Origin of the sequence: Streptomyces sp. 6N223 (assembly GCF_052246635.1) — a bacterium.
Taxonomy (GTDB): Bacteria; Actinomycetota; Actinomycetes; order Streptomycetales; family Streptomycetaceae; genus Streptomyces.
The window spans coordinates 1-19143 of record NZ_JBQQCA010000085.1 but is presented as its reverse complement, the minus strand read 5'-3'; the positions used below and the strand labels follow the sequence as shown (position 1 = coordinate 19143).

10 protein-coding genes are annotated in these 19143 nt (G+C 73.2%); 1 reads left to right on the top strand and 9 read right to left on the bottom strand.

Annotated features, from left to right (window positions below; all coding sequences use genetic code 11):
• Positions 1 to 145 precede the first annotated feature (145 nt).
• The 5 genes from scpA to ACTWQH_RS31245 form a co-directional block, all read right to left on the bottom strand.
• Positions 146 to 2347, bottom strand: coding sequence for a methylmalonyl-CoA mutase (gene scpA, locus ACTWQH_RS31265; protein WP_443290186.1), 2202 nt, complete (start codon positions 2345 to 2347; stop codon positions 146 to 148).
• A complete protein-coding gene (locus ACTWQH_RS31260) occupies positions 2344 to 4290 on the bottom strand; it encodes a methylmalonyl-CoA mutase family protein (RefSeq protein WP_443290185.1) in 1947 nt (648 codons plus the stop codon). The genes scpA and ACTWQH_RS31260 overlap by 4 nt, the downstream gene beginning before the upstream one ends.
• A 142-nt stretch (positions 4291 to 4432) precedes the next feature.
• A complete protein-coding gene (locus ACTWQH_RS31255) occupies positions 4433 to 4672 on the bottom strand; it encodes a DUF5988 family protein (protein WP_443290184.1) in 240 nt (79 codons plus the stop codon).
• A 148-nt stretch (positions 4673 to 4820) separates the two neighbouring features.
• Positions 4821 to 7616, bottom strand: coding sequence for a helix-turn-helix transcriptional regulator (locus tag ACTWQH_RS31250; protein ID WP_443290183.1), 2796 nt, complete (start codon positions 7614 to 7616; stop codon positions 4821 to 4823).
• Positions 7617 to 7851: 235 nt separating this feature from the next.
• Positions 7852 to 8496 carry a TetR/AcrR family transcriptional regulator gene (locus ACTWQH_RS31245; protein ID WP_443290182.1) on the bottom strand — a complete coding sequence of 215 codons (645 nt, stop codon included), beginning with the start codon at positions 8494 to 8496 and terminating at the stop codon, positions 7852 to 7854.
• 73 nt (positions 8497 to 8569) lie between these two features.
• Between ACTWQH_RS31245 and ACTWQH_RS31240 the strand changes: the two genes are divergently transcribed.
• Complete coding sequence (locus ACTWQH_RS31240) at positions 8570 to 10783, top strand: MMPL family transporter (protein ID WP_443290181.1); 2214 nt, start codon at positions 8570 to 8572, stop codon at positions 10781 to 10783.
• A 131-nt stretch (positions 10784 to 10914) separates the two neighbouring features.
• On the opposite strand, the gene ACTWQH_RS31235 is transcribed toward ACTWQH_RS31240, so the two are convergent.
• The 4 genes from ACTWQH_RS31235 to ACTWQH_RS31220 all read right to left on the bottom strand — a co-directional run.
• Positions 10915 to 11394, bottom strand: a complete 480-nt coding sequence (locus ACTWQH_RS31235) for an allene oxide cyclase barrel-like domain-containing protein (protein WP_443290180.1) — start codon at positions 11392 to 11394, stop codon at positions 10915 to 10917.
• Positions 11395 to 11620: 226 nt separating this feature from the next.
• Positions 11621 to 13063, bottom strand: coding sequence for an FAD-dependent monooxygenase (locus tag ACTWQH_RS31230; protein ID WP_443290179.1), 1443 nt, complete (start codon positions 13061 to 13063; stop codon positions 11621 to 11623).
• A gap of 38 nt (positions 13064 to 13101) precedes the next feature.
• Positions 13102 to 16338: a type I polyketide synthase gene (locus ACTWQH_RS31225; RefSeq protein ID WP_443290178.1), complete on the bottom strand. Its 3237-nt coding sequence runs from the start codon at positions 16336 to 16338 to the stop codon at positions 13102 to 13104.
• Positions 16335 to 19143, bottom strand: a 2809-nt coding sequence (locus tag ACTWQH_RS31220; RefSeq protein WP_443290177.1) for an SDR family NAD(P)-dependent oxidoreductase, incomplete at its 5' end; no start/stop codon positions are given. The genes ACTWQH_RS31220 and ACTWQH_RS31225, both read right to left, overlap by 4 nt.

Sequence of the window (19143 nt, the reverse complement as noted above, 5' to 3'; positions counted from 1 at the left end):
CACCCCGGCACCCCACCCGGGGGTCGGGCGCCGTCGTCAGCGACCCCTCCGATGCCCATGGTGTGGGCCCGCACGCCCCCACCCGGGGGCCAGGGCACCGCCCCGGTTTCGGGAAACGGCGGAGTGGGGGAGTGACCCACGGCCGTCACAGGTCGTGGCCCAGGCTCGCCGCCAGCTCGCGCAGCAGCTCGCGCGCGGCGTCGGGAATGACCGTGCCGGGCGGGAAGACCGCCATCGCCCCGGCCTCCCGCAGCGCGGGCACGTCACCGGGCGGCACGACGCCGCCGACGACGATCGCGATGTCCTCCCGCCCCTCCCGCGCCAGTTCCTCGCGCAGCGCCGGCACCAGCGTCAGGTGCCCGGCCGCCAGCGAGGAGACGCCGACCAGGTGCACGTCGGCCTCGACGGCCTGCCGCGCGACCTCCCCCGGCGTCTGGAAGAGCGGGCCGACGTCGACGTCGAAGCCGAGGTCGGCGAAGGCCGAGGCGATCACCTTCTGGCCCCGGTCGTGGCCGTCCTGCCCCATCTTGGCGACGAGGATGCGCGGCCGGCGGCCCTCGGCCCGCTCGAACGCCGCGACCAGCTCCCGCGTGTGCTCGACGCCGGGCGCGGCGCCCGACTCGGCGCGGTAGACGCCGGAGATGGTGCGGATCCGCGCCTCGTGGCGGCCGAAGACGGCCTCCAGGGCGTCGGAGATCTCGCCGACCGTGGCCTTGGCGCGGGCGGCGTTCACCGCCAGCTCCAGCAGGTTCGTGTCGTCGGCCGCCGCCCCGGCGGTCAGCGCCCGCAGCGCCTCGGCGCAGGCGGCCTCGTCCCGCTCGGCGCGCAGCCGCCGCAGCTTGTCGATCTGCTGCGCGCGCACCGCCGAGTTGTCGACCTTCAGCACCTCGATGGGCTCCTCCTCGTCGAGCGGGAAGGCGTTGACGCCGATGACCGGCTGGCGGCCGGAGTCGATGCGGGCCTGGGTGCGGGCGGCGGCCTCCTCGATGCGCAGCTTCGGCAGGCCCTCGTCGATGGCCCGCGCCATGCCGCCGGCCGCCTCCACCTCCTCGATGTGCTGCCAGGCGCGGCGCGCCAGGTCGTGGGTGAGGCGTTCGACGTACGCGGAGCCGCCCCAGGGATCGATGACGCGGCAGGTGCCGGACTCCTGCTGGAGCATCAGCTGGGTGTTGCGGGCGATGCGGGCGGAGAAGTCGGTGGGCAGGGCCAGCGCCTCGTCGAGGGCGTTGGTGTGCAGGGACTGGGTGTGTCCCTGGGTGGCGGCCATCGCCTCGACGCAGGTGCGGGTGACGTTGTTGAAGACGTCCTGGGCCGTCAGGGACCAGCCGGAGGTCTGCGAGTGGGTGCGCAGCGACAGCGACTTGGGGCTGGAGGGCTCGAAGCGGCGCACCAGCTTGGCCCACAGCAGGCGGGCGGCGCGGAGCTTGGCGATCTCCATGAAGAAGTTCATGCCGATGCCCCAGAAGAACGACAGGCGGGGCGCGAAGTCGTCCACGCCCAGGCCCGCGGCGACGCCGGCGCGCAGGTACTCCACGCCGTCGGCGAGGGTGTACGCCAGCTCCAGGTCGGCGGTGGCTCCGGCCTCCTGGATGTGGTAGCCGGAGATGGAGATGGAGTTGTAGCGCGGCATGTGCGCCGAGGTGTAGGCGAAGATGTCGGAGATGATCCGCATGGAGTGCTTCGGCGGGTAGATGTAGGTGTTGCGGACCATGAACTCCTTGAGGATGTCGTTCTGGATGGTCCCCGCCAGCTTCTCGCGCGGCACGCCCTGTTCCTCGGCGGCGACGATGTACAGCGCGAGCACCGGCAGCACGGCGCCGTTCATCGTCATCGACACGGTCATCTTCTCCAGCGGGATGCCGTCGAAGAGCTGCCGCATGTCGTAGATGGAGTCGATGGCGACGCCCGCCATGCCGACGTCGCCGGTGACGCGGGGGTGGTCGCTGTCGTAGCCGCGGTGGGTGGGCAGGTCGAAGGCGATGGACAGGCCCTTCTGGCCGGCGGCGAGGTTGCGGCGGTAGAAGGCGTTGGACTCCTCGGCGGTGGAGAACCCGGCGTACTGGCGGATGGTCCACGGCTGGGTGGCGTACATCGTGGGGTACGGGCCGCGCAGGTAGGGCGCGACGCCGGGGTAGGTGTGGAGGAAGTCGATGCCGTCGAGGTCGTCGGCGGTGTAGAGGGGCTTGACGGCGATGCCCTCGGGGGTGTGCCAGAGCAGGTCGTCGGCGGCGCGGCCGGTGGTCTCCTTCACGGCGGAACGCCACTGCTCCTCGGTGGCGGCGTCGGGGCCGCCCGCGGGGTCGTCGTCGAGGCTGACGCGGGTGAAGTCCGGGATGTCCGGGATCATCGGGCCACTCCCAGGTGGTCGAGGACCGTGTCGAGGAAGGCGGGGGCGTCGCCGCCCGCGAAGACGAACTCGTCGATGCCGGCGGCGTGGTAGGCCGCCTCGTGCTCGCCGGGCCGCCCGGCCAGCACCAGGTGGCGGGCTCCGGCGGCGACGAGGGCCTCGGCGGTGGACGCCGCGCGCTCGGCGTACCGTCCGTCGCTGCCGCACAGGCAGACCACGGGCGTGCCGCTGGCGGCGGCGGCGTAGGTCTCGGCGGGGCCGTCGGCGGTCTCGATGCCGGCGGCGCCGAAGAGGCTGGCGGCGAAGGTCAGGCGCGGGGTGTGCTCGGCGGCGGGGCCGAGCGTCGCGAGGAAGACGCCGGGGCGGGAGCCCGTGGCCGCGGCGTGGGCGTCGCTGCGGGCGCGCAGCGTTTCGAACGCCGCGTCCCGCCGCACGCGCGGCAGCCCGCCCGCGGGGGCGGGCGGCTTGGGCGCGCGGGCGAGCGGCGCCTCGGCCGGGTCGGCGTACTCGCTGACGCCGGTGACGGCCTCCCGCCGCGTGGCCAGGGCGGCCGAACGCCGTTCCCAGGCCGCCGCGATCCGGTCGGCGACCAGGCCGGAGGCCAGGGCCGCCGCCAGGCCGCCGGCCCGCTCGATCTCCTGGAACCAGTCCCAGGCGGCGCGGCAGAGCTGGGCGGTGAGGTCCTCGACGTACCAGGAGCCGCCGGCGGGGTCGATCACGCGGGCGAGGTGGGACTCCTGAAGGAGGATCAGCGAGGTGTTGCGCGCCAGGCGGCGCGCGGCGGCGTCGGGCAGGCCGACGGCGTCGTCGAAGGGCAGCACGGTCACGGCGTCGGCGCCTCCGACCCCGGCGGCCAGGGCGGCGACGGTGGTGCGCAGCACGTTCACGTGCGGGTCGCGGCGGGTCATCATCACCCGCGAGGTGACGGCGTGCTGCCGCTGCCCAGCGGTCTGGACCGGGCCGCCGCAGGCCGACACAACCCGCGACCACAGCCGGCGGGCGGCCCGGAGCTTGGAGATGGTCAGGAACTGGTCGGCGTCGGCGGCGTACCGGAACTCCAGCTGCCCTGCGGCGGCCGCGACGTCCAGCCCGGCCGCGGTCAGTTCCCGCAGCGCTGCCACGCCGGCGGCCAGCGAACAGCCCAGTTCCTGCGCGGCCGTGCCGCCCGCCTCGTGGTAGGGGAGGGCGTCGACGGCCCAGGCGCGCACGCCCGGGTGGTCGCGGTGGCAGCGGGTCGCCAGGCCGGTGGCGGCGGCGGTCAGTTCGGGCAGGCCGTCCGCGCGGCCGGTGCGGGCCGCCCAGCCCAGCGGGTCGGCGCCCAGGCAGTGCGGCGGCAGGGGCGGCGCGGGGTCGCGGGGCAGCAGCGCGAGGAACGCCTCGGCGGCGGGCCCGGCGTCGGCGCCCGCCTCCAGCGTCACGGGCGCGAGGTCGAGCAGCACCCCGTGCAGGGCGGCCGGCAGTCCCTTTACGGGAACGCCGCCCGCGCCGGCCGTGAGCCAGAGCCCGGTCGCGCCGTGCTCCAGGTCGTCCAGGGCGGCGGCGTTCGTGCGGCGGGGGTCGGGGTCCTCGTGCCGCTGGCGTATCTCCCAGCCGTCCAGGGCCGTCCCGCCGGGCCTGCCGCCCCTGACGAAGGGCGCGAACCCCGGATAGCCGGGAGAGCCGGGATGGCCGGGACGGTCCGGGTGGCCGGAATACCCGGGGACGGCGGCGGCAGGATCGGGGGAATCGTCAACACCGCCGTCCCCGGGAGCATAGAGGGGCCGGGCGGCGACCCCGTCTTCCAGCGGCGTGACCAGCGCCTGCTCGGCGTCCGGTCCGGGCTCGCCCGCCCAGCCGGTGCGGCGCAGCACCCCGGCCACCAGCCGCTGCCACTGCTCGCGCGTCGCCCGGGGGAACTCGGCGGCCAGCGCCAGCCCGTCCCGGCTCTCTGTCGAGACCGTCATGGGCTCCAGCATGGTCGGGGTCGCTAAAGTCTCGCAAAAAGCCGGGCAGGGCGGGAACTTTTGCCGTGTCGAGACCGCGTTCAGGGGGGAATCGGGGTGCCGTAGGGGGGTGGCCAGGTCTTGTGTTTCCCGGCCCTTTCGGCTATTCGGCGATCTTGGTGCGCATGGTCCAGCGGAAGAGGACCGGCGAATACTCCGTGGTGTCAGAGGAATCGTCGACGAGTTCGAAGTGCTCGTAACCTCCGTGATGCGGGACCTTCACCTTGCGGTCGCCGCTGGAGACGCGACGGATGCGTTCCCGGTGGGGTAGGTCCGGCGGCCCGCCTTCGAGAATGGCGTCGATCATCCCGTCGTGCACGGGCGCGGCAGAGAGCTTGTCCATCGGATTCCTCCGGGGTGAAAACCGTCGGGCTGTCGTCACCGATCATGCAAGCGGGGTTTTCGCCCGGGAACCCGTACTTCACCCTTAGTGGTCCTTATCGCCGGACGGGGACGCGCACGCCTGTGTGCCGCGCCCCCGACCGGGCGGGTCAGGTCTGGGGCAGGCTGACCGGAAGCTCGGATCTGCTCTTGACGTTGAGCTTTCGGTACACCTGGGTCAGGTGTTGCTCGACGGTGCTGATGGTGATGTAGAGGCGGTTGGCGATCTGCCGGTTGGTGTGCCCCTCGGAGGCGAGCGCGGCGACGCGGCGTTCGGCGTCGCTGAGCTCCGACAGGCTCTCGGAGCCGGAGTCCCCGAGGCCGAGGCCGCTGCCGTTGTGACGCATCAGCATGCGCTGCAGCGGCTGCGCCCCGCAGTGCGTGGCGACCCGGTGGGCGCGCCGGGCCACCAGCCGGGCCTGCCCGTGCTCGCCGAGGCCGGCGAGCGTCTGGCTCAGCTCGGTGAGCGCGTGGGCGAGTTCGAGCTGGTCCCCGCCGTCCTGGGCGAGGTCGGTGGCCTGGCGCAGCAGCCCCAGGCGTTCCCTGATGCCGTGGGTGGCCGCCAGCAGCCGCAGGGTGCTGCCGCGCACCCGCGCCAGCCGCCGGTCCTCCAGCATGTCGAGCTGCTCGGTGGCCAGCCGCCTGGCCTGCGGGATGTCGCCCTGTTCGATGTAGCAGGAGGCCAGGTCGGTGCGCCAGGGCAGCAGCGTGGGCAGGTCGAGGTCCCACTGCCGGGCCAGCCGGCCGCAGGAGCGGAAGTCCGCCAGCGCCGCGTACAGCCGCCCCCTGGCCAGGTGGTGACGGCCCCTGGCCCTGAGGTACAGCAGCCCGGCCGGCGTCTGGTACATGGCCTCGGGGACGGGAATGCGCAGGCACTCGTCGGCGACCTCGTGCCGGCCCATGGCGGTCGCGGCGAAGATGAGGCTGGCCAGCGGCACGCCGATGAGCACGCCCCACCCCTTGGCGGAGATGAGCTTCAGCGCGGCGGTGGCGTGCTTCTCGGCGGCGGAGAGGTTGCCCTGGTGGAGGGCGATGATGGAGCGGATCGCGCCGAAGACCCCGTGCCAGGTGGGCGCGGCCCGGGCGCCCGCCTGTTCCATGAGCGAGTCGCACCAGGACGCGGCTTCGTCGAGGCGGTCCAGGCACAGCAGTGCGACGAGCGCGGCGGTGAGCGGTCCCACCGTCTCGTTGTCGAGGCGGACGGCCTGGAGCACGCTCTGGGCCATGACGAGGGTGTCGGCGTCGTCACCCTCGCGCAGCAGGCCGGCCAGTGCGGCGATGGACTGGCGGGTCGAGTCCCCCGTGGATTCGTCCTCGCCCGCCGGAAGTCTTCGGTCGAGGTTCAGCCGGCGGGCGAGGTCGGGGAAGGTGTAGGGAAGGGACAGGCTGGTGAAGTGCTCGTCGAACGTGTGCCAGCCGAGCGTGTCCGCCCGTGCGCCGGTGCCGGTGCCGGTGCCGGTGCCGGCCCGTGCGCCGATGTGCTCCATCGCCTCGGTGGCCTCGTCGATCCTGCCGTGCCACAGCAGGTAGCTCACGGGCGTCATCGCCTGCGGGCCGACGAGCTGGCGGTTGCGGATGCCGCCGATCAGGTCCGACAGCTGGCGGCCGACGGAGAGCGGGTCGACCTGCCACTGGGCGGAGGTCATCATGATCAGCAGCTCCGAGCGCCGCTGGTCGCCGGGCGCGGTGTCCCGCAGCGCCAGGCGCAGGCAGCTGACGGCGAACGCCGGCTCCCGGTCCAGCAGCGCCAGCTGCGCCGCCTCGCGCAGCACCGGCACGCTCCAGGGCTCCGGCAGGCCGTCGGCGGCGACGACGTGGCGGGCGACGGTGACGGCGTGGCCGCCGTTGCTGTACAGCACCTCGGCGGTGCGGGCGTGCAGGCGCCGGCGGTCCTCGTCGGACATGCCGTTGAGCACGACGGTCCGCACCGCCTGGTGAGGCAGCTTGTCCGCCGGCATCAGGCCGGTGGCCATGAGGACGCGGAAGGCCCGGTTGGCGGCGTCCGTCTCCGGTTTGACGCACGCCTCCAGCACGTCGCAGCTGGCCTCCTCCCCGACGACCGCGAAGACCTGCGCGAGCCGCAGCACCTCCGTGCCGCTGCGGTACAGGCAGGCCAGCACGGCCTGTTCGAAGCACTGGCCGACCTCGGGGCCGCCGGGCGCGGTGCCCGTCTGCCGGTGGTCGTCGATCAGGGCGCGCAGCAGCAGCGGGTTGCCGCCGCTGAGCGTGTTGTAGGAGTCGGTGAGTTGCTGGTTGGCCGGCTGGTCAAGCGCGGTCTTCAGCGTGGCTGCGACGCCGGCCCTGGTCAGCGGGCCGAGCCGCAGCTGGCGGCAGTCGGGGCGGTGCAGGATCTCGGCCTGCAGCACGGAGTTGGACTGCCCGATCTCGGCGTTCTGGGTGAGGACGACGAGAATCCGGCTGGAGCGGGCCCGCCTGGTTAACTGGGCGAGGCAGCGCAGCGACAGCTCGTCGGCGTGGTGGGCGTCGTCGGCGGTGATCACCACCGGGATCTGCTGTGCGAGGGCGAGCAGTTCGTTGCACAGCCCGTGGAGCAGTGGCGCCGTCGTCCGGTCGACGATGTCCGCCGTGGAGTCCGGCAGGGTGGCTGCCAGCACCCCCTTGTCCAGTTCTTCGGTGACGCGGGCCGCCACGCTGGGCGGCAGTTCCACGCCACGGAACAGCTGGCTGATGACGCCCAGCTGCAGGGCGCGCTCCGAACGCGAGGCCGCCGCGGACAAAACGATCACTTCGCGATCGGCGGCCTTTTTTGCGAATGCGTTGATGAGAGCGGTCTTTCCCATTCCGGTTGCGCCGCTGATCACGGCCGTACTCCCCGTGCCCCGTAGACTCGAGTCGAGCAGATCGTTCAGGGCGTTGATCTCAGTCTCCCGTTCAAATAGCCGCATCCAATCCCCCTTTTCGGCTCAGCTGCTGGCGAACGGTCGTGCTGGCGCATAACATATCCTCACCGGACGCGCATGTACAGGAACTGTTCGCCGTTGTGCCGTCTCGGTGCGTGAAACTTGGCCAGCGTATGGATGCTTGGCAAAGTTTGGCCAATATTTCGCTCGGGGGCTTCAAGAAAACGGGGCTACCGGTCGGTCATTTCTTTAACGCCCCATTCACCCCGCGTCTTCCTGATCAGGGAAGGGAGCCGCTCCGCGTGACCTCGCCCAGGCTCTCGTACGCCGCCCGCAGCCCGCGTTCCAGCTCCGCGCCCATGCGCTCGGGCTGGCCGGCCAGCTCGGCCGCCCGCTCGGGATCGGCGAAGAGCGCGGCGATGGTCGAGACCAGGGCGCCGACCAGGGCGCCGGTCATGGCGGAGGCGGTGACCAGGTCCACCTCGTCGGGGTAGGCAGCCATCAGGCCCCGGGCCAGCTCGCGTTGGCCCTCCAGCACCTTGCGCAGCGCGAACGCCTGGAGCGCCGGCGTGCGCAGGATCAGCGTGGCCCGCAGCTGCGCCAGATCGCCCGTCAGGTCGGTGCCGCCCTCCATCACCGACCGGAACGCCCGCAGCAGCAGCTCGACCGGGCGCTCGCCGGGCCGGGGCTCGGCCAGGACCGTCGCCGAGGTCTCCACCTTCAACGGGGTGTCGGCGAAGAGCACTTCCTCCTTGCTCGCGAAGTACGCGAAGAAGGTGCGCGGCGAGATGTCCGCCGCCTCGGCAAGCTCCGCGATCGTCGTCTCGTCGTAGCCCTTGGTGCCGAACAGCTTGATCGCCGCGTCCACGAGCGCCTGACGAGTCCGCTCCTTCTTCCGTTCACGCAAGCCTGGCCTGCTGGTCATGGGTGCATCGTACTGCGATCCCGGAGTTTCGCAGCCATTGCAATATTTCACTCACTGCTGTTACCGTCCCCTCATGGAGAGAATCCTTGACACGTTGGGACGGGCAACGGCCCGTCACCCCTGGCGCACCATCGGCGCCTGGCTCCTCGTCGTGGTCGCCCTGCTGGGCATCGGCGGGGCCGCCGGAGGCGAGTTCGTCAACGAGTACCGGGTCCCCGGCTCCGACTCCCAGGACGCCACCGACCTGGCGCAGCGTCACTTCCCCGAAGTCGGCGCCGTCAGCGCCGACGTGGTCTGGCAGGCCGACAGCGGCACCCTGCGCGACCCGGCCAACGCCGAGGCGATCGGCGCGGTGCTCGACGACATCCGCCGGCAGCCCGACGTGCGCTCCGCCGGCGACCCGCTCGCCGACGGCGGCGGCATGCTCAGCGACGACGGGCGCACCGCCATCAGCACCGTCGAGTACGCCAAGGACCTGCGCGACCTGCCGCCCGAGGCGGCCGACCTCCTCCAGCAGGCCGCCGAGCAGGCCCGGGACGCCGGCCTGACCGTCGAGTTCCGCGGCCAGGTCATCGACCTGGCGGCCGAGCCGGAGACCAGCGGCGCCGAACTCATCGGCATCGCCGCCGCCCTGGTCATCCTGCTCATCGCCTTCGGGTCGCTGGTCGCCGCCGGGCTGCCCATCGTCGTCGCCCTCACCGGCCTCGCCGGCGGCACCGCCCTGGTGATGATCGCCGGCGCGGGCCTCGACATTCCCTCCGTCGCCCCCATCGTGGCGATCATGCTGGGCCTCGGCGCGGGCGTGGACTACGCCCTGTTCGTCGTCACCCGCTTCCGCCACTACCTGGACCAGGGCCTGCCCAAGGCCGACGCCGTCGGCAGGGCCCTGGCCACCGCGGGCCACGCCGTGCTCTTCGCCGGGGCCACCGTGGTCGCCGCCATCCTCGGGCTGCTGCTCACCGGCATCCCCTTCATCGGCGGCATGGGCGTGGCCGCGGCCCTCACCGTCACCATGACGATGTGCGCCGCGCTGACCCTGCTGCCCGCCGTCCTCGGCCTGCTGGGCCACCGCGTCAACGCCGTCCGCATCGGCCGGCGCCGCCCGGCCACCGCCAACGCCGCCACCGGTCAGGCGGCCACGGCCGCGCGCTGGGACCGCTGGGCCGAGCGCGTCGCCCGCCACCGGTACGGATACGCGGGCGGCGCGATCCTGGTCCTGCTGGTCCTGACCATCCCGCTGTTCAGCCTCCGCCTGGGCACCCCCGACGACGGCAACAGCCCCGAGGACTGGACGCAGCACAAGGCGTACGAGATCGTCAGCGAGGAGTTCGGGCCCGGCTGGAACGCGCCGCTGATGGTCGTCGCCGAACTCCCCGACGGCAACGCCGCCGACCAGGCCCTCACCCGCCTCACCGACGGCCTGGCCGCCGACCCCGAGGTCGCCACCGTCACGCCGCCGGCCCGCACCGGCGACGGCGGCGTCGCCATGCTCACCGTCGTCCCCCGGCACCCGCCGCAGGAACCCGAGGTCGGCGACCTGCTGCACCGCATCCGCGACGACCTCGGCCCGCAGGCCGTCCCCGCCGGCCAGGGCCAGGTCTACGTCGGCGGCACCACGGCGTTCATCACCGACCTCGACGACGCCGTCGGCGCCCGGCTGCCGTGGATGGTGGCGGCCGTCCTCGCCGCCGCCGCCGTGCTGCTGATCGCGATGTTCCGCGCCCCCCTCATCGCCCTCAAGGCCGCCCTCATGGCGATGCTGTCCATCGGCGCCGCCTTCGGCGTGCTCGTCGCGATCTTCCAGTGGGGCTGGGGCCAGTCGCTGGTCGGCATCGACGAACCCGTGCCGATCCTGTCCATGGTGCCGATGCTGCTCTTCGCGGTCCTCTTCGGACTCTCCATGGACTACGAGGTGTTCATGCTCACCGCGATCAAGGAGGAGTACGACCGCACCGGCGACCCGCTGCACGCCATGCGCGAGGGCCTGCGCGGCACCGCCCGCGTCATCACGGCCGCCGCCGCCATCATGACGGTGGTCTTCCTGTCCTTCGTGCCCATCAACGACACCGTCATCAAGATGATCGGCGTCGGACTGGCCGTCGCGGTCATCGTCGACGTGACCATCATCCGCCTGGTGCTGGCCCCCGCCGTGATGGCGATCCTCGGCCACGCCGCCTGGCGCGGCATCGGCCGCGGCCGGCGCACCGACCCGGCACCCACCGCGCCGGCGGACGACCGGCCCGCCGCCCGCCGGCCGGCCGAGCGCGACCCGGCCCAGGCCCGCTGACGCCGCCGGCCCGCCCGGCCCGCCCGGCCCGCCCGGCCCGCCCGGCCCGCCCGGCCGGGTGGCGCGGACAGCCGGGAGGCGGCCCGCGGGGCACCACGCCCCACGGGCCGCCTCCCGTCGTCTCCCGCCGGTCAGCGGACCCGGCACAGCCGCAGCGAGGACACGTACACGTCCTCACCGGTCTTCTGGAAGGTGCGCTCCCCGACCAGGCCGGCGTACCGGCCGCTGACACCCCACGCCGGGATCGACTGCTTCTCGCCGTCGATCAGCGAGAACGTCTCCGTCACGCCCACCGACCGCACCACGCCGTCCGCCAGCGTGTCGGTGTTGTCCTGCAGCGTGTACAGCTCCTCGCCCACCTCGAACAGCGCCCGGCTGGAGCCGGTCACGTCGGCCAGGAACTCCCCGTCCTCCGTGGTCAGCGTGTTGTGCCAGGTTCCGCCGTCGCCGACGCTGATGCCCTCCGGCGCGACGTCGTCGTAGGTCGCCTCCAGCACCGTCTCGGTCAGGTTGTCGAACACGACGCAGCCGCCCCGGCCCGCCTCGGCGGCGGACGCGCCCGCCGGAGCCGCCGCGAACAGGCTCGCGGTCACCCCCGCCGACACGGCCATCGCGACAGCGGTCCGTCGATTCAATCCCATTCGGCGCATGGCCTTCCTTCTCTATACGGGAATATCGAAATGGAATTCCATGCTCTGCCCCCTCGCTAAAGCACCCGCTAAAGCGCTGCTTGGGCGCCGGTCCGCGAAAACAAAAGGACGGCGCCCCGGCCGTGCCAGCCGGAACGCCGCCCTCCGGAACGTGCCCTCGGCACATCAGGAGCACATCAAGAGCACATCAGGAGCCCGAGGCGCCACCAAACCACGCGTCCAGCGCCGACTTCAGCCCCTCCGCCTCCGCGCCCGACCCGGCCCACGCGATGTAGCCGTCGGGGCGCAGCAGCAGCGCCGAAGCCTCCAACTCCGCCACCGGCTCCGCCCGCACCACGTCCACCCGCGACTCCGAGCCGGACGGCACGGCGAACTCCTCGTCCAGCACCAGCAGCACACCACGGCCGCCGCCCAGCAGCTCCCCGGTGCCCGACTCGCCCGCCGCCGTCCGCAGCGGCACGTGCGGCACCCGCCGCCCCACCAGCGACCCGGCCGGCTCCCCGTCACCCAGCTCGTAGCGGATGTCCGTCGACCACGTCACCAGCCGGCGATTCACCTCCTCGATCCCCACCAGCTCCTGGAACACCTCACGCAGCGCGGCCACCTTCTCCAGCGGGTGGATCAGCGCCATCTGTGCCTGCGCAGCCTGGCAGGCCCGGTACCCGGCCGGGTGCCGCTCCGCGTGGTACGACTCCAGCAGCCCCTCCGGCGCCCGGCCCCGCACGGCCGCGGCCAGCTTCCAGCCGAGGTTCACGGCGTCGGACAGGCCGGTGTTGAGGCCGTGGCTTGCCGTCGGCACGTAGTAGTGCGCCGCCTCACCCGCCAGGAACACCCGGCCCTCCTGGTAGCGCTCGGCCAGCTGCGTCGTCCCGGAGTAGCGCCGCATCCACAGCGGCTCGCCCACCACCTTGGTCTCCCCGGTCAGGCGCTTGATGTTGCTCACCAGCTCCTCCACCGTGACCGGCTCGGACTCCGGCGGACCGTCGATGTCGAACTCCAGCGTCTGAAGCCGCCACCGGCCCGTCCCCTCCGGCAGCGCCCCGAACACGCCGCCCGGCCGCACCCCGGCGTCGAACTCGCCGTCATAGGACTCGAAGTCGCCCATCACGCCGTACCACGACTTGCCCGACCGCGTCACGCCGATGCCCGCCAGCTCGCGCACCGTGCTGTCCACGCCGTCGCAGCCCACCAGGTACGCGCCGCGCAGCTCGTACGCCCCCGCCTCGCCGCCCGTGACCCGCACCGTGACGCCCGCCTCGTCCTGCTCGAAGCCCGTCACCGTGTGGCCGCGCCGGATGTCCGCGCCCAGCTCCGCCGCCCGCGACTCCAGCAGCTGCTCGATCTTCGTCTGCGAGACGAGCAGGTTGTACTCGCTCTCCAGCTTGCTCAGATCCAGCCACACCATCCCGAAGTGCACGGCCGGCCACGGCGGCGTCTCGCCCAGCGCCTCCATCAGGCCCCGCTCGCGGAAGATCTCCACCAGGCGCGAGTGGAACGTCCCCACCCGCTCGTCCTCGTGGTGGCCCGGTCGCTTCTCCAGCACGACCGACGGCACGCCCGCCCGGCCGAGCTCCAGCGACAGCAGCAGACCGACCGGCCCGCCGCCCGCGATGATGATCGGGTCACTCATGACTCTCTCCTTGTTCCTAGGTATTCGTCGGGTGGTGCTCAGCCCAGGACGGTCCGCAGGTGCTCCGCGAGCGCGGCGGGCGTCGGGTGGTCGTAGATCGCGATGGGGTCAAGCTCCAGTCCGTCGGCGCCCAGCCGCTTGCTCAGCTCCATGGCGGTGAAGGACGACAGTCCCAGTTCGAGGAATTCCTGCTCGACGTCGATCAGCTCCGTCGAGTCATGGCCCAGAACCTCGGCCGTGTACTGGCGTACCGCCTCCAGCAGGATCTTGTCCCGCTCCCCGGCGGAGGCGTCCGCAAGCCGCTCACGCAGCGAGACGCCGCCGGAGATCTCCTGCGGCACCTCCAGCACGCCCACGGCGGCCCGCTGCCGCTCCCGCTCCCACTCCCGCAGCCTGTCGTGCCAGCCCGCCAGGGCCGGAAGCAGTGCGGCCAGCGCCTCGCGCTGCCCTTCGTCCAACTCCAGCAGCGACGCCAGCCCCTCCTGGTCCGCGCGCGCCACGGCCTCCCACAACTCGCCACCGGCCGCGCCGAACGCATCCGCGGGCACGGGATCGAGCCAGAAGCGCTGCCGCTGGAACGCATACGCCGGCAGCGACGTGCGGCCGCCCGCCGCCACCGGCCACTCCACCCGGTGCCCGGCGGCGTACGCGGCACCGAGGGCGCGTACCACGGTGACCGGCTCCTCCCGTTCAGGGTGGAGGGTCGGCGCCTGCACGACGGAGACCGGCCCCAGGGTCTCGTGGGCCATGGCGGTGAGGGTGCCGTCGGGGCCGAGTTCGATGAAGGTGGTCACGCCTAGGGTGTGGAGTTGGGTGATGGCGTGGTGGAAGCGGACGGGTTGGCGGATCTGGTGGGTCCAGTAGGTGGGGTCTTGGAGTTGGCCGTCTTGGGCTGTCTCTCCCGTGAGGGTGGAGATGATGGGGGTGTGGGCGGGGTGGTAGGTGAGGGTGGTGGCGGTTTCCTGGAAGTGGTCCAGGACGGGGTCCATGTGGGGGGAGTGGAAGGCGTGGGAGACGTTGAGGAGTTTGGCCTTCTTGCCGTTGTGCTTCCACTGCTGGGCGAGGGTGGTGACCTGGTCTGTGTCGCCGGCGATGACTACTGATGTGGGTCCGTTGATGGCGGCCAGGGAGATGCCGTGGGTGAGGTGGGGGGTGATGTCGTCTTCGGTGGCTTGGAGGGCGGCCATGGCGCCGCCTTCGGGGGCGGATTGCATGAGGCGGGCTCTGGCTGCGACGAGGGTGCAGGCGTCGGGGAGGGTGAGGATGCCGGCGCAGTGGGCGGCGGCGAGTTCGCCGATGGAGTGACCCGCCAGGTAGTCGGGCTGTAGGCCGTGGGTTTCGAGGAGTCGGTAGAGGGCGACTTGGAGGGTGAAGAGGGCGGGTTGGGTGTGTTCGGTGCGGTCCAGGCCCTCGCCGGTGGTGATGATCTCCCGCAGCTTCGGGGTGAAGTGGGTGAGTACCTCGTCGTAGGCGTGGGCGAAGGCGGGGTAGGTGGCGTAGAGCTGTTGGCCCATGCCCGCTCGTTGTGAGCCCTGGCCGGTGAAGAGGTAGGCGAGCTTGCCGGGTTGAGTGGCGTTGCCGGTGACCACGTGGGGGTGTGGCTCGTCTGCTGCCAGGGCTTGGAGGGCTGCCAGCCGCTTTTCGTCGTCCTGGCCGATGATGACGGCCCGGTGGTCGAACAACGCCCGCGTCGTCACCAGCGAATGCGCGACATCGGTGGCGCGGACCTCGGCGTGGGTCTCCACCCACTCCTCCAGCCGCCGCGCCTGGTCGCGCAGCGCGCCGTCCGTCTTCGCCGACAGCACCCACGCCACCGGGCCGTGGTGCTCGCCGACGCCGTGGTCTTCTCCCTCTGGCTCGTCGGCCGGCGGTTCCTCCAGGATGACGTGGGCATTGGTGCCGCTGATGCCGAAGGAGGAGACGGCCGCGCGGCGGGGGCGGTCGGTGGGCTCCCAGGGCTGGGGCTCGGCCAGGAGCGAGACGGCGCCCGCCTCCCAGTCCACGTGGGGCGTCGGCTCGTCCACGTGCAGTGTTTGCGGCAGCAGCCCGTTCCGCATCGCCATGACCATCTTGATCACGCCCGCCACACCCGCCGCCGCCTGCGTGTGGCCGATGTTGGACTTGATCGAGCCCAGCCACAGCGGCCGGTCCTCCGGCCGGTCCTGCCCGTAGGTCGCGAGCAGCGCCTGGGCCTCGATCGGGTCGCCCAGCGTCGTGCCGGTGCCGTGCCCCTCGACCACATCCACGTCGGCGCTGCGCAGTCGCGCGTCGGCCAGGGCCTGGCGTATGAGGCGTTCCTGCGAGGGGCCGTTGGGTGCGGTCAGGCCGTTGCTGGCGCCGTCCTGGTTCACCGCGCTGCCCCGGATCACGGCGAGCACCGGGTGGCCGTTGCGGCGGGCGTCCGACAGCCGCTCGACCAGCAGCAGCCCCACGCCCTCCCCCCACCCCGCGCCGTCGGCCGCCGCCGAGAAGGACTTGCAGCGCCCGTCGGGGGCCTGCCCCCGCTGGCGGCTGAACTCGATGAACACTCCCGGCGTGGCCATCACCGTCACGCCGCCCGCCAGCGCCAGGTCGCACTCGCCCTGACGCAGCGCCCGTGCCGCCAGGTGCAACGCCACGAGCGACGAGGAGCACGCCGTGTCCACCGACACGGCCGGGCCCTCGAAGCCGAGGGTGTACGCCACCCGGCCCGAGGCCACGCTCGCCGCGCTGCCGCTGCCCACCAGCCCCTCGAACCCCTCCGGGGCGGGGTGCAGCCGGGCGCCGTAGTCGTCGTACATCACCCCCGCGAACACGCCCGTCCGGCTGCCGCGCAACGCCGTCGGGTCGATGCCCGCGTCCTCGAACGCCTCCCAGGCGGTCTCCAGCAGCAGCCGCTGCTGCGGGTCGATCGCCAGCGCCTCGCGCGGCGCGATGCCGAAGAAGCCGGGGTCGAACTCGGCCGCGTCGTAGAGGAAGCCGCCCTCCTTCGCCACCGAGGTGCCCAGGTGCTCCGGGTCCGGGTCGTACAACTCGTCGGTGGGCCAGCCACGGTCGTCGGGGAATCCCGCCACGGCGTCGCGGCCCTCAGCGACCAGGCGCCACAGCTCCTCCGCCGAGCGCACGTCGCCGGGGAACCGGCAGCCGATGCCGACCACGGCGATCGGCTCGGTCAGGCCCGACTCCAGCTCCCGCACCCGCTCGCGCGCCTGGTGCAGGTCGGCCGTCACCCACTTCAGGTAGTCGACCAGCTTCTCTTCCTTGCTCGCCCCGCCGGTGGGACTGGTGGAACTCATGACTGCACGCTCCGTCCGAGCTCGTTGTCGATGAAGGCGAAGATCTCGTCGGTGCTGGCGGACTTGATGCGGTCCACCACCGTGGGGCCGGACGCGGGCCGTTCCGCGCCCCATTGCGCGAGCACCGCCTGAAGCCGGGCCGTGATCTGCTCATCCCGCTCCGGTTCGCGGTCGGCCGGGCCCAGCGCGGCCAACGCCGCCTCCAGCCGGTCCAGTTCGGCGAGGATGGGCGGGCGGGTGTCCGCCGGGGCGAGACCGGCCAGGAGGTAGGCGGCCAGCGCCTCCGGCGTGGGGTGGTCGAAGACGAGGGTGGCCGGGAGCTTGCGGCCGAGCGCCGCGCCCAGGCGGTTGCGCAGTTCGACGGCCGTGAGCGAGTCGAAGCCGAGCTCCTTGAAGGGGCGGTCCGGCCGCACCGACTCCGCCGTGCCCCGGCCCAGCACGGCGGCGATCTGCTGCCGCACCATCTCCAGGACCGCCGGGCCGCGTTCCTCCTCCGGCAGCGCGGCCAGCCGCTGCGCCAGGGCGCCCCCGCTCGCCTCGCCCGCGTCGGCGCGGCGACGCCCGTGCGTCCGCACGAGGCCGCGCATCAGCGGCGGCACCGGACCGGAGCGCAGTGCGGCCAGGTCGAGGCGCGTGGCGGAGACCGTGGCGCGATCGCCCTGCCGCAGTGCCGCGTCCAGCAGCGTGAGTCCCTGCTCGGCGCTGAGGGGACGCATGCCGCCCCGGCTCATGCGCGCCAGGTCGGCGGCGTCGAGGTCGGCCGTCATGGTGCTGGACTCCTCCCAGCGTCCCCAGGCGATGGACAACGCCGCCAGGTCCTCGCCGCGCCGCTGCTCGGCCAGGGCGTCGAGGAAGGTGTTGGCGGCGGCGTAGTTGGCCTGGCCGGGGCTGCCCAGCACGCCCGCCATGGAGGAGAAGAGGACGAAGTGGCGCAGGTCGGGGGCGTGTTCGCGGGTGAGCTCGTGCAGGTGCCAGGCGGCGTCCACCTTCGGGCGCATCACGGTGTCCAGGCGTTCCGGCGTCAGCGAGGAGACGACGCCGTCGTCGAGCACGCCCGCCGCGTGGTAGACGCAGGTGAGGGGGTGCGCCTCGGGGATGGCCGCCAGGAGGGCGTTCAGCTCCCGGCGGTCGGCGGTGTCGCAGGCGGTGAGGGTGACGGTGGTGGCGCCGAGGGTGGTGAGTTCTTCCTGGAGTTGGGGGGCGCCGGGGGCGTTGGGGCCGCTGCGGCTGGTGAGGAGGAGGTGGCGGGCGCCGTGGGTGGTGACGAGGTGGGTGGCCAGGAGGCGGCCGAGGGTGCCGGTCGCGCCGGTGATCAGCACGGTGCCTTCCGGGTCGATGCCCGCGAACGCCCCGGCCGGGGCCTCGGCCGTGGCCGCGTCCAGGCGTGCCATGCGCGGCACGTATGCGGCGCCGTCCCGGATCGCCACGCGCTGCTCCTCGCCGTCCAGCAACGCCGGGACGCAGGACGCCGGGTCTTCGGCCGCCGCCGCGTCGATGTCGGCGAGCGCCAGTCGGTCGGGGTTCTCGGAGATCGCGCTGGCCACCAGGCCCCAGAGGGCGGCGGCGCTCAGGTCGCCCGGCACCTGACCCGGCCGGACGGCGACGGCGTCGCGGGTGACGACGACGAGGCGTGCCTCGGCGAAGCGGGGCTCGGCCAGCCACTCCTGAACGGTCCGGAGGACCCGGGCGGTCGCTTGGCGGACGGCCTGCGGCGTCTCGGCCGGGTCGGTGCCGTGGCCGGTGACCGGCAGGAGCACCAGCTCCGGTATGGCGTCGGCGGCGGCCAGCGACGCCAGGCCCGGGGCGTCTGGCGAGCCGAGCAGCGCCCACCGGCCGGTGCCGGGCGCGGCGGTGGCGCCGGGTGCGGCGATCCAGTCCACGGCGTACAGCGGGTCCTGCCCCGGCGCGCGGAGCGCGGCCTGCTGCTCCGGCGTGATCAGCCGGGCCGTCAGCGACTCGATCGACGCGACCGGGGCCCCGGACGGGTCGGTGAGGGTCAGCGCCACGCTGTCCGGACCGGCCGGCGTCAGCCGCACCCGCACCGACGTGGCGCCGGTGGCGTACAGCCGCACGCCGGACCAGGCGAACGGAAGCCGCACGCCGTCCGCCGCCCTGGCCAGGCCCATGGTGTGCAGGGCGGCGTCCAGCAGAGCGGGATGGATGCCGAAGCCCGCGACGTCCGTCTCCTCTGGCAGAGCCACCTCGGCGTAGAGCGTGTCGCCGTCGCGCCAGGCGGCGGTCAGGCCCTGGAACACCGGCCCGTACTCGTAACCGGCCTGCGCCATCCCGGCGTACAGGTCGTCAACCGGCAGGCTCTCGGCCTGGGCGGGCCGCTCCCCGCCGCCGTCCTCGGGGGCGGCGCCGGACCCGGCCGCGAGGACCGCGCCCGCCGCGTGGCGGGTCCAGGGAGCCTCGTCGTCCGGCCGGGAGTGAACGCCGACAGGGCGCCGGCCGCCGTCGTCCGGCGCGCCCACGGTGACCTGCACCTGAACGCCGCCGGTGGCCGGGACGACCAGGGGCTCCTCCAGCGTCAGCTCGTCGAGCACATCGCAGCCGACGGCGTCGGCGGCGTGCAGCACCAACTCGACCAGCGCGGCACCGGGCAGCAGCACCGTGCCGAGCACGGCGTGGTCGGCCAGCCAGGGGTGGGTCCGAAGCGACAGCTGCCCGGTGAAGACGGAGCCGTTGCCGTCGGCGAGCTCGACGGCGGCACCGAGGATGGGGTGGGTGAGTGCGTCCAGCCCCAGGTGGTTGGGGTCGTTGGCGATGGCCGGGGTGTCGAACCAGTAGCGGCCGCGCTGGAAG

Excerpts from the sequence above, each read along its gene's own strand:
- scpA (WP_443290186.1), bottom strand. The coding sequence starts at position 2,347 with ATGATCCCGGACATCCCGGACTTCACCCGCGTCAGCCTCGACGACGAC.
- ACTWQH_RS31260 (WP_443290185.1), bottom strand. The coding sequence starts at position 4,290 with ATGACGGTCTCGACAGAGAGCCGGGACGGGCTGGCGCTGGCCGCCGAG.
- ACTWQH_RS31255 (WP_443290184.1), bottom strand. The coding sequence starts at position 4,672 with ATGGACAAGCTCTCTGCCGCGCCCGTGCACGACGGGATGATCGACGCC.
- ACTWQH_RS31250 (WP_443290183.1), bottom strand. The coding sequence starts at position 7,616 with ATGCGGCTATTTGAACGGGAGACTGAGATCAACGCCCTGAACGATCTG.
- ACTWQH_RS31245 (WP_443290182.1), bottom strand. The coding sequence starts at position 8,496 with ATGACCAGCAGGCCAGGCTTGCGTGAACGGAAGAAGGAGCGGACTCGT.
- ACTWQH_RS31240 (WP_443290181.1), top strand. The coding sequence starts at position 8,570 with ATGGAGAGAATCCTTGACACGTTGGGACGGGCAACGGCCCGTCACCCC.
- ACTWQH_RS31235 (WP_443290180.1), bottom strand. The coding sequence starts at position 11,394 with ATGGCCGTGTCGGCGGGGGTGACCGCGAGCCTGTTCGCGGCGGCTCCG.
- ACTWQH_RS31230 (WP_443290179.1), bottom strand. The coding sequence starts at position 13,063 with ATGAGTGACCCGATCATCATCGCGGGCGGCGGGCCGGTCGGTCTGCTG.
- ACTWQH_RS31225 (WP_443290178.1), bottom strand. The coding sequence starts at position 16,338 with ATGAGTTCCACCAGTCCCACCGGCGGGGCGAGCAAGGAAGAGAAGCTG.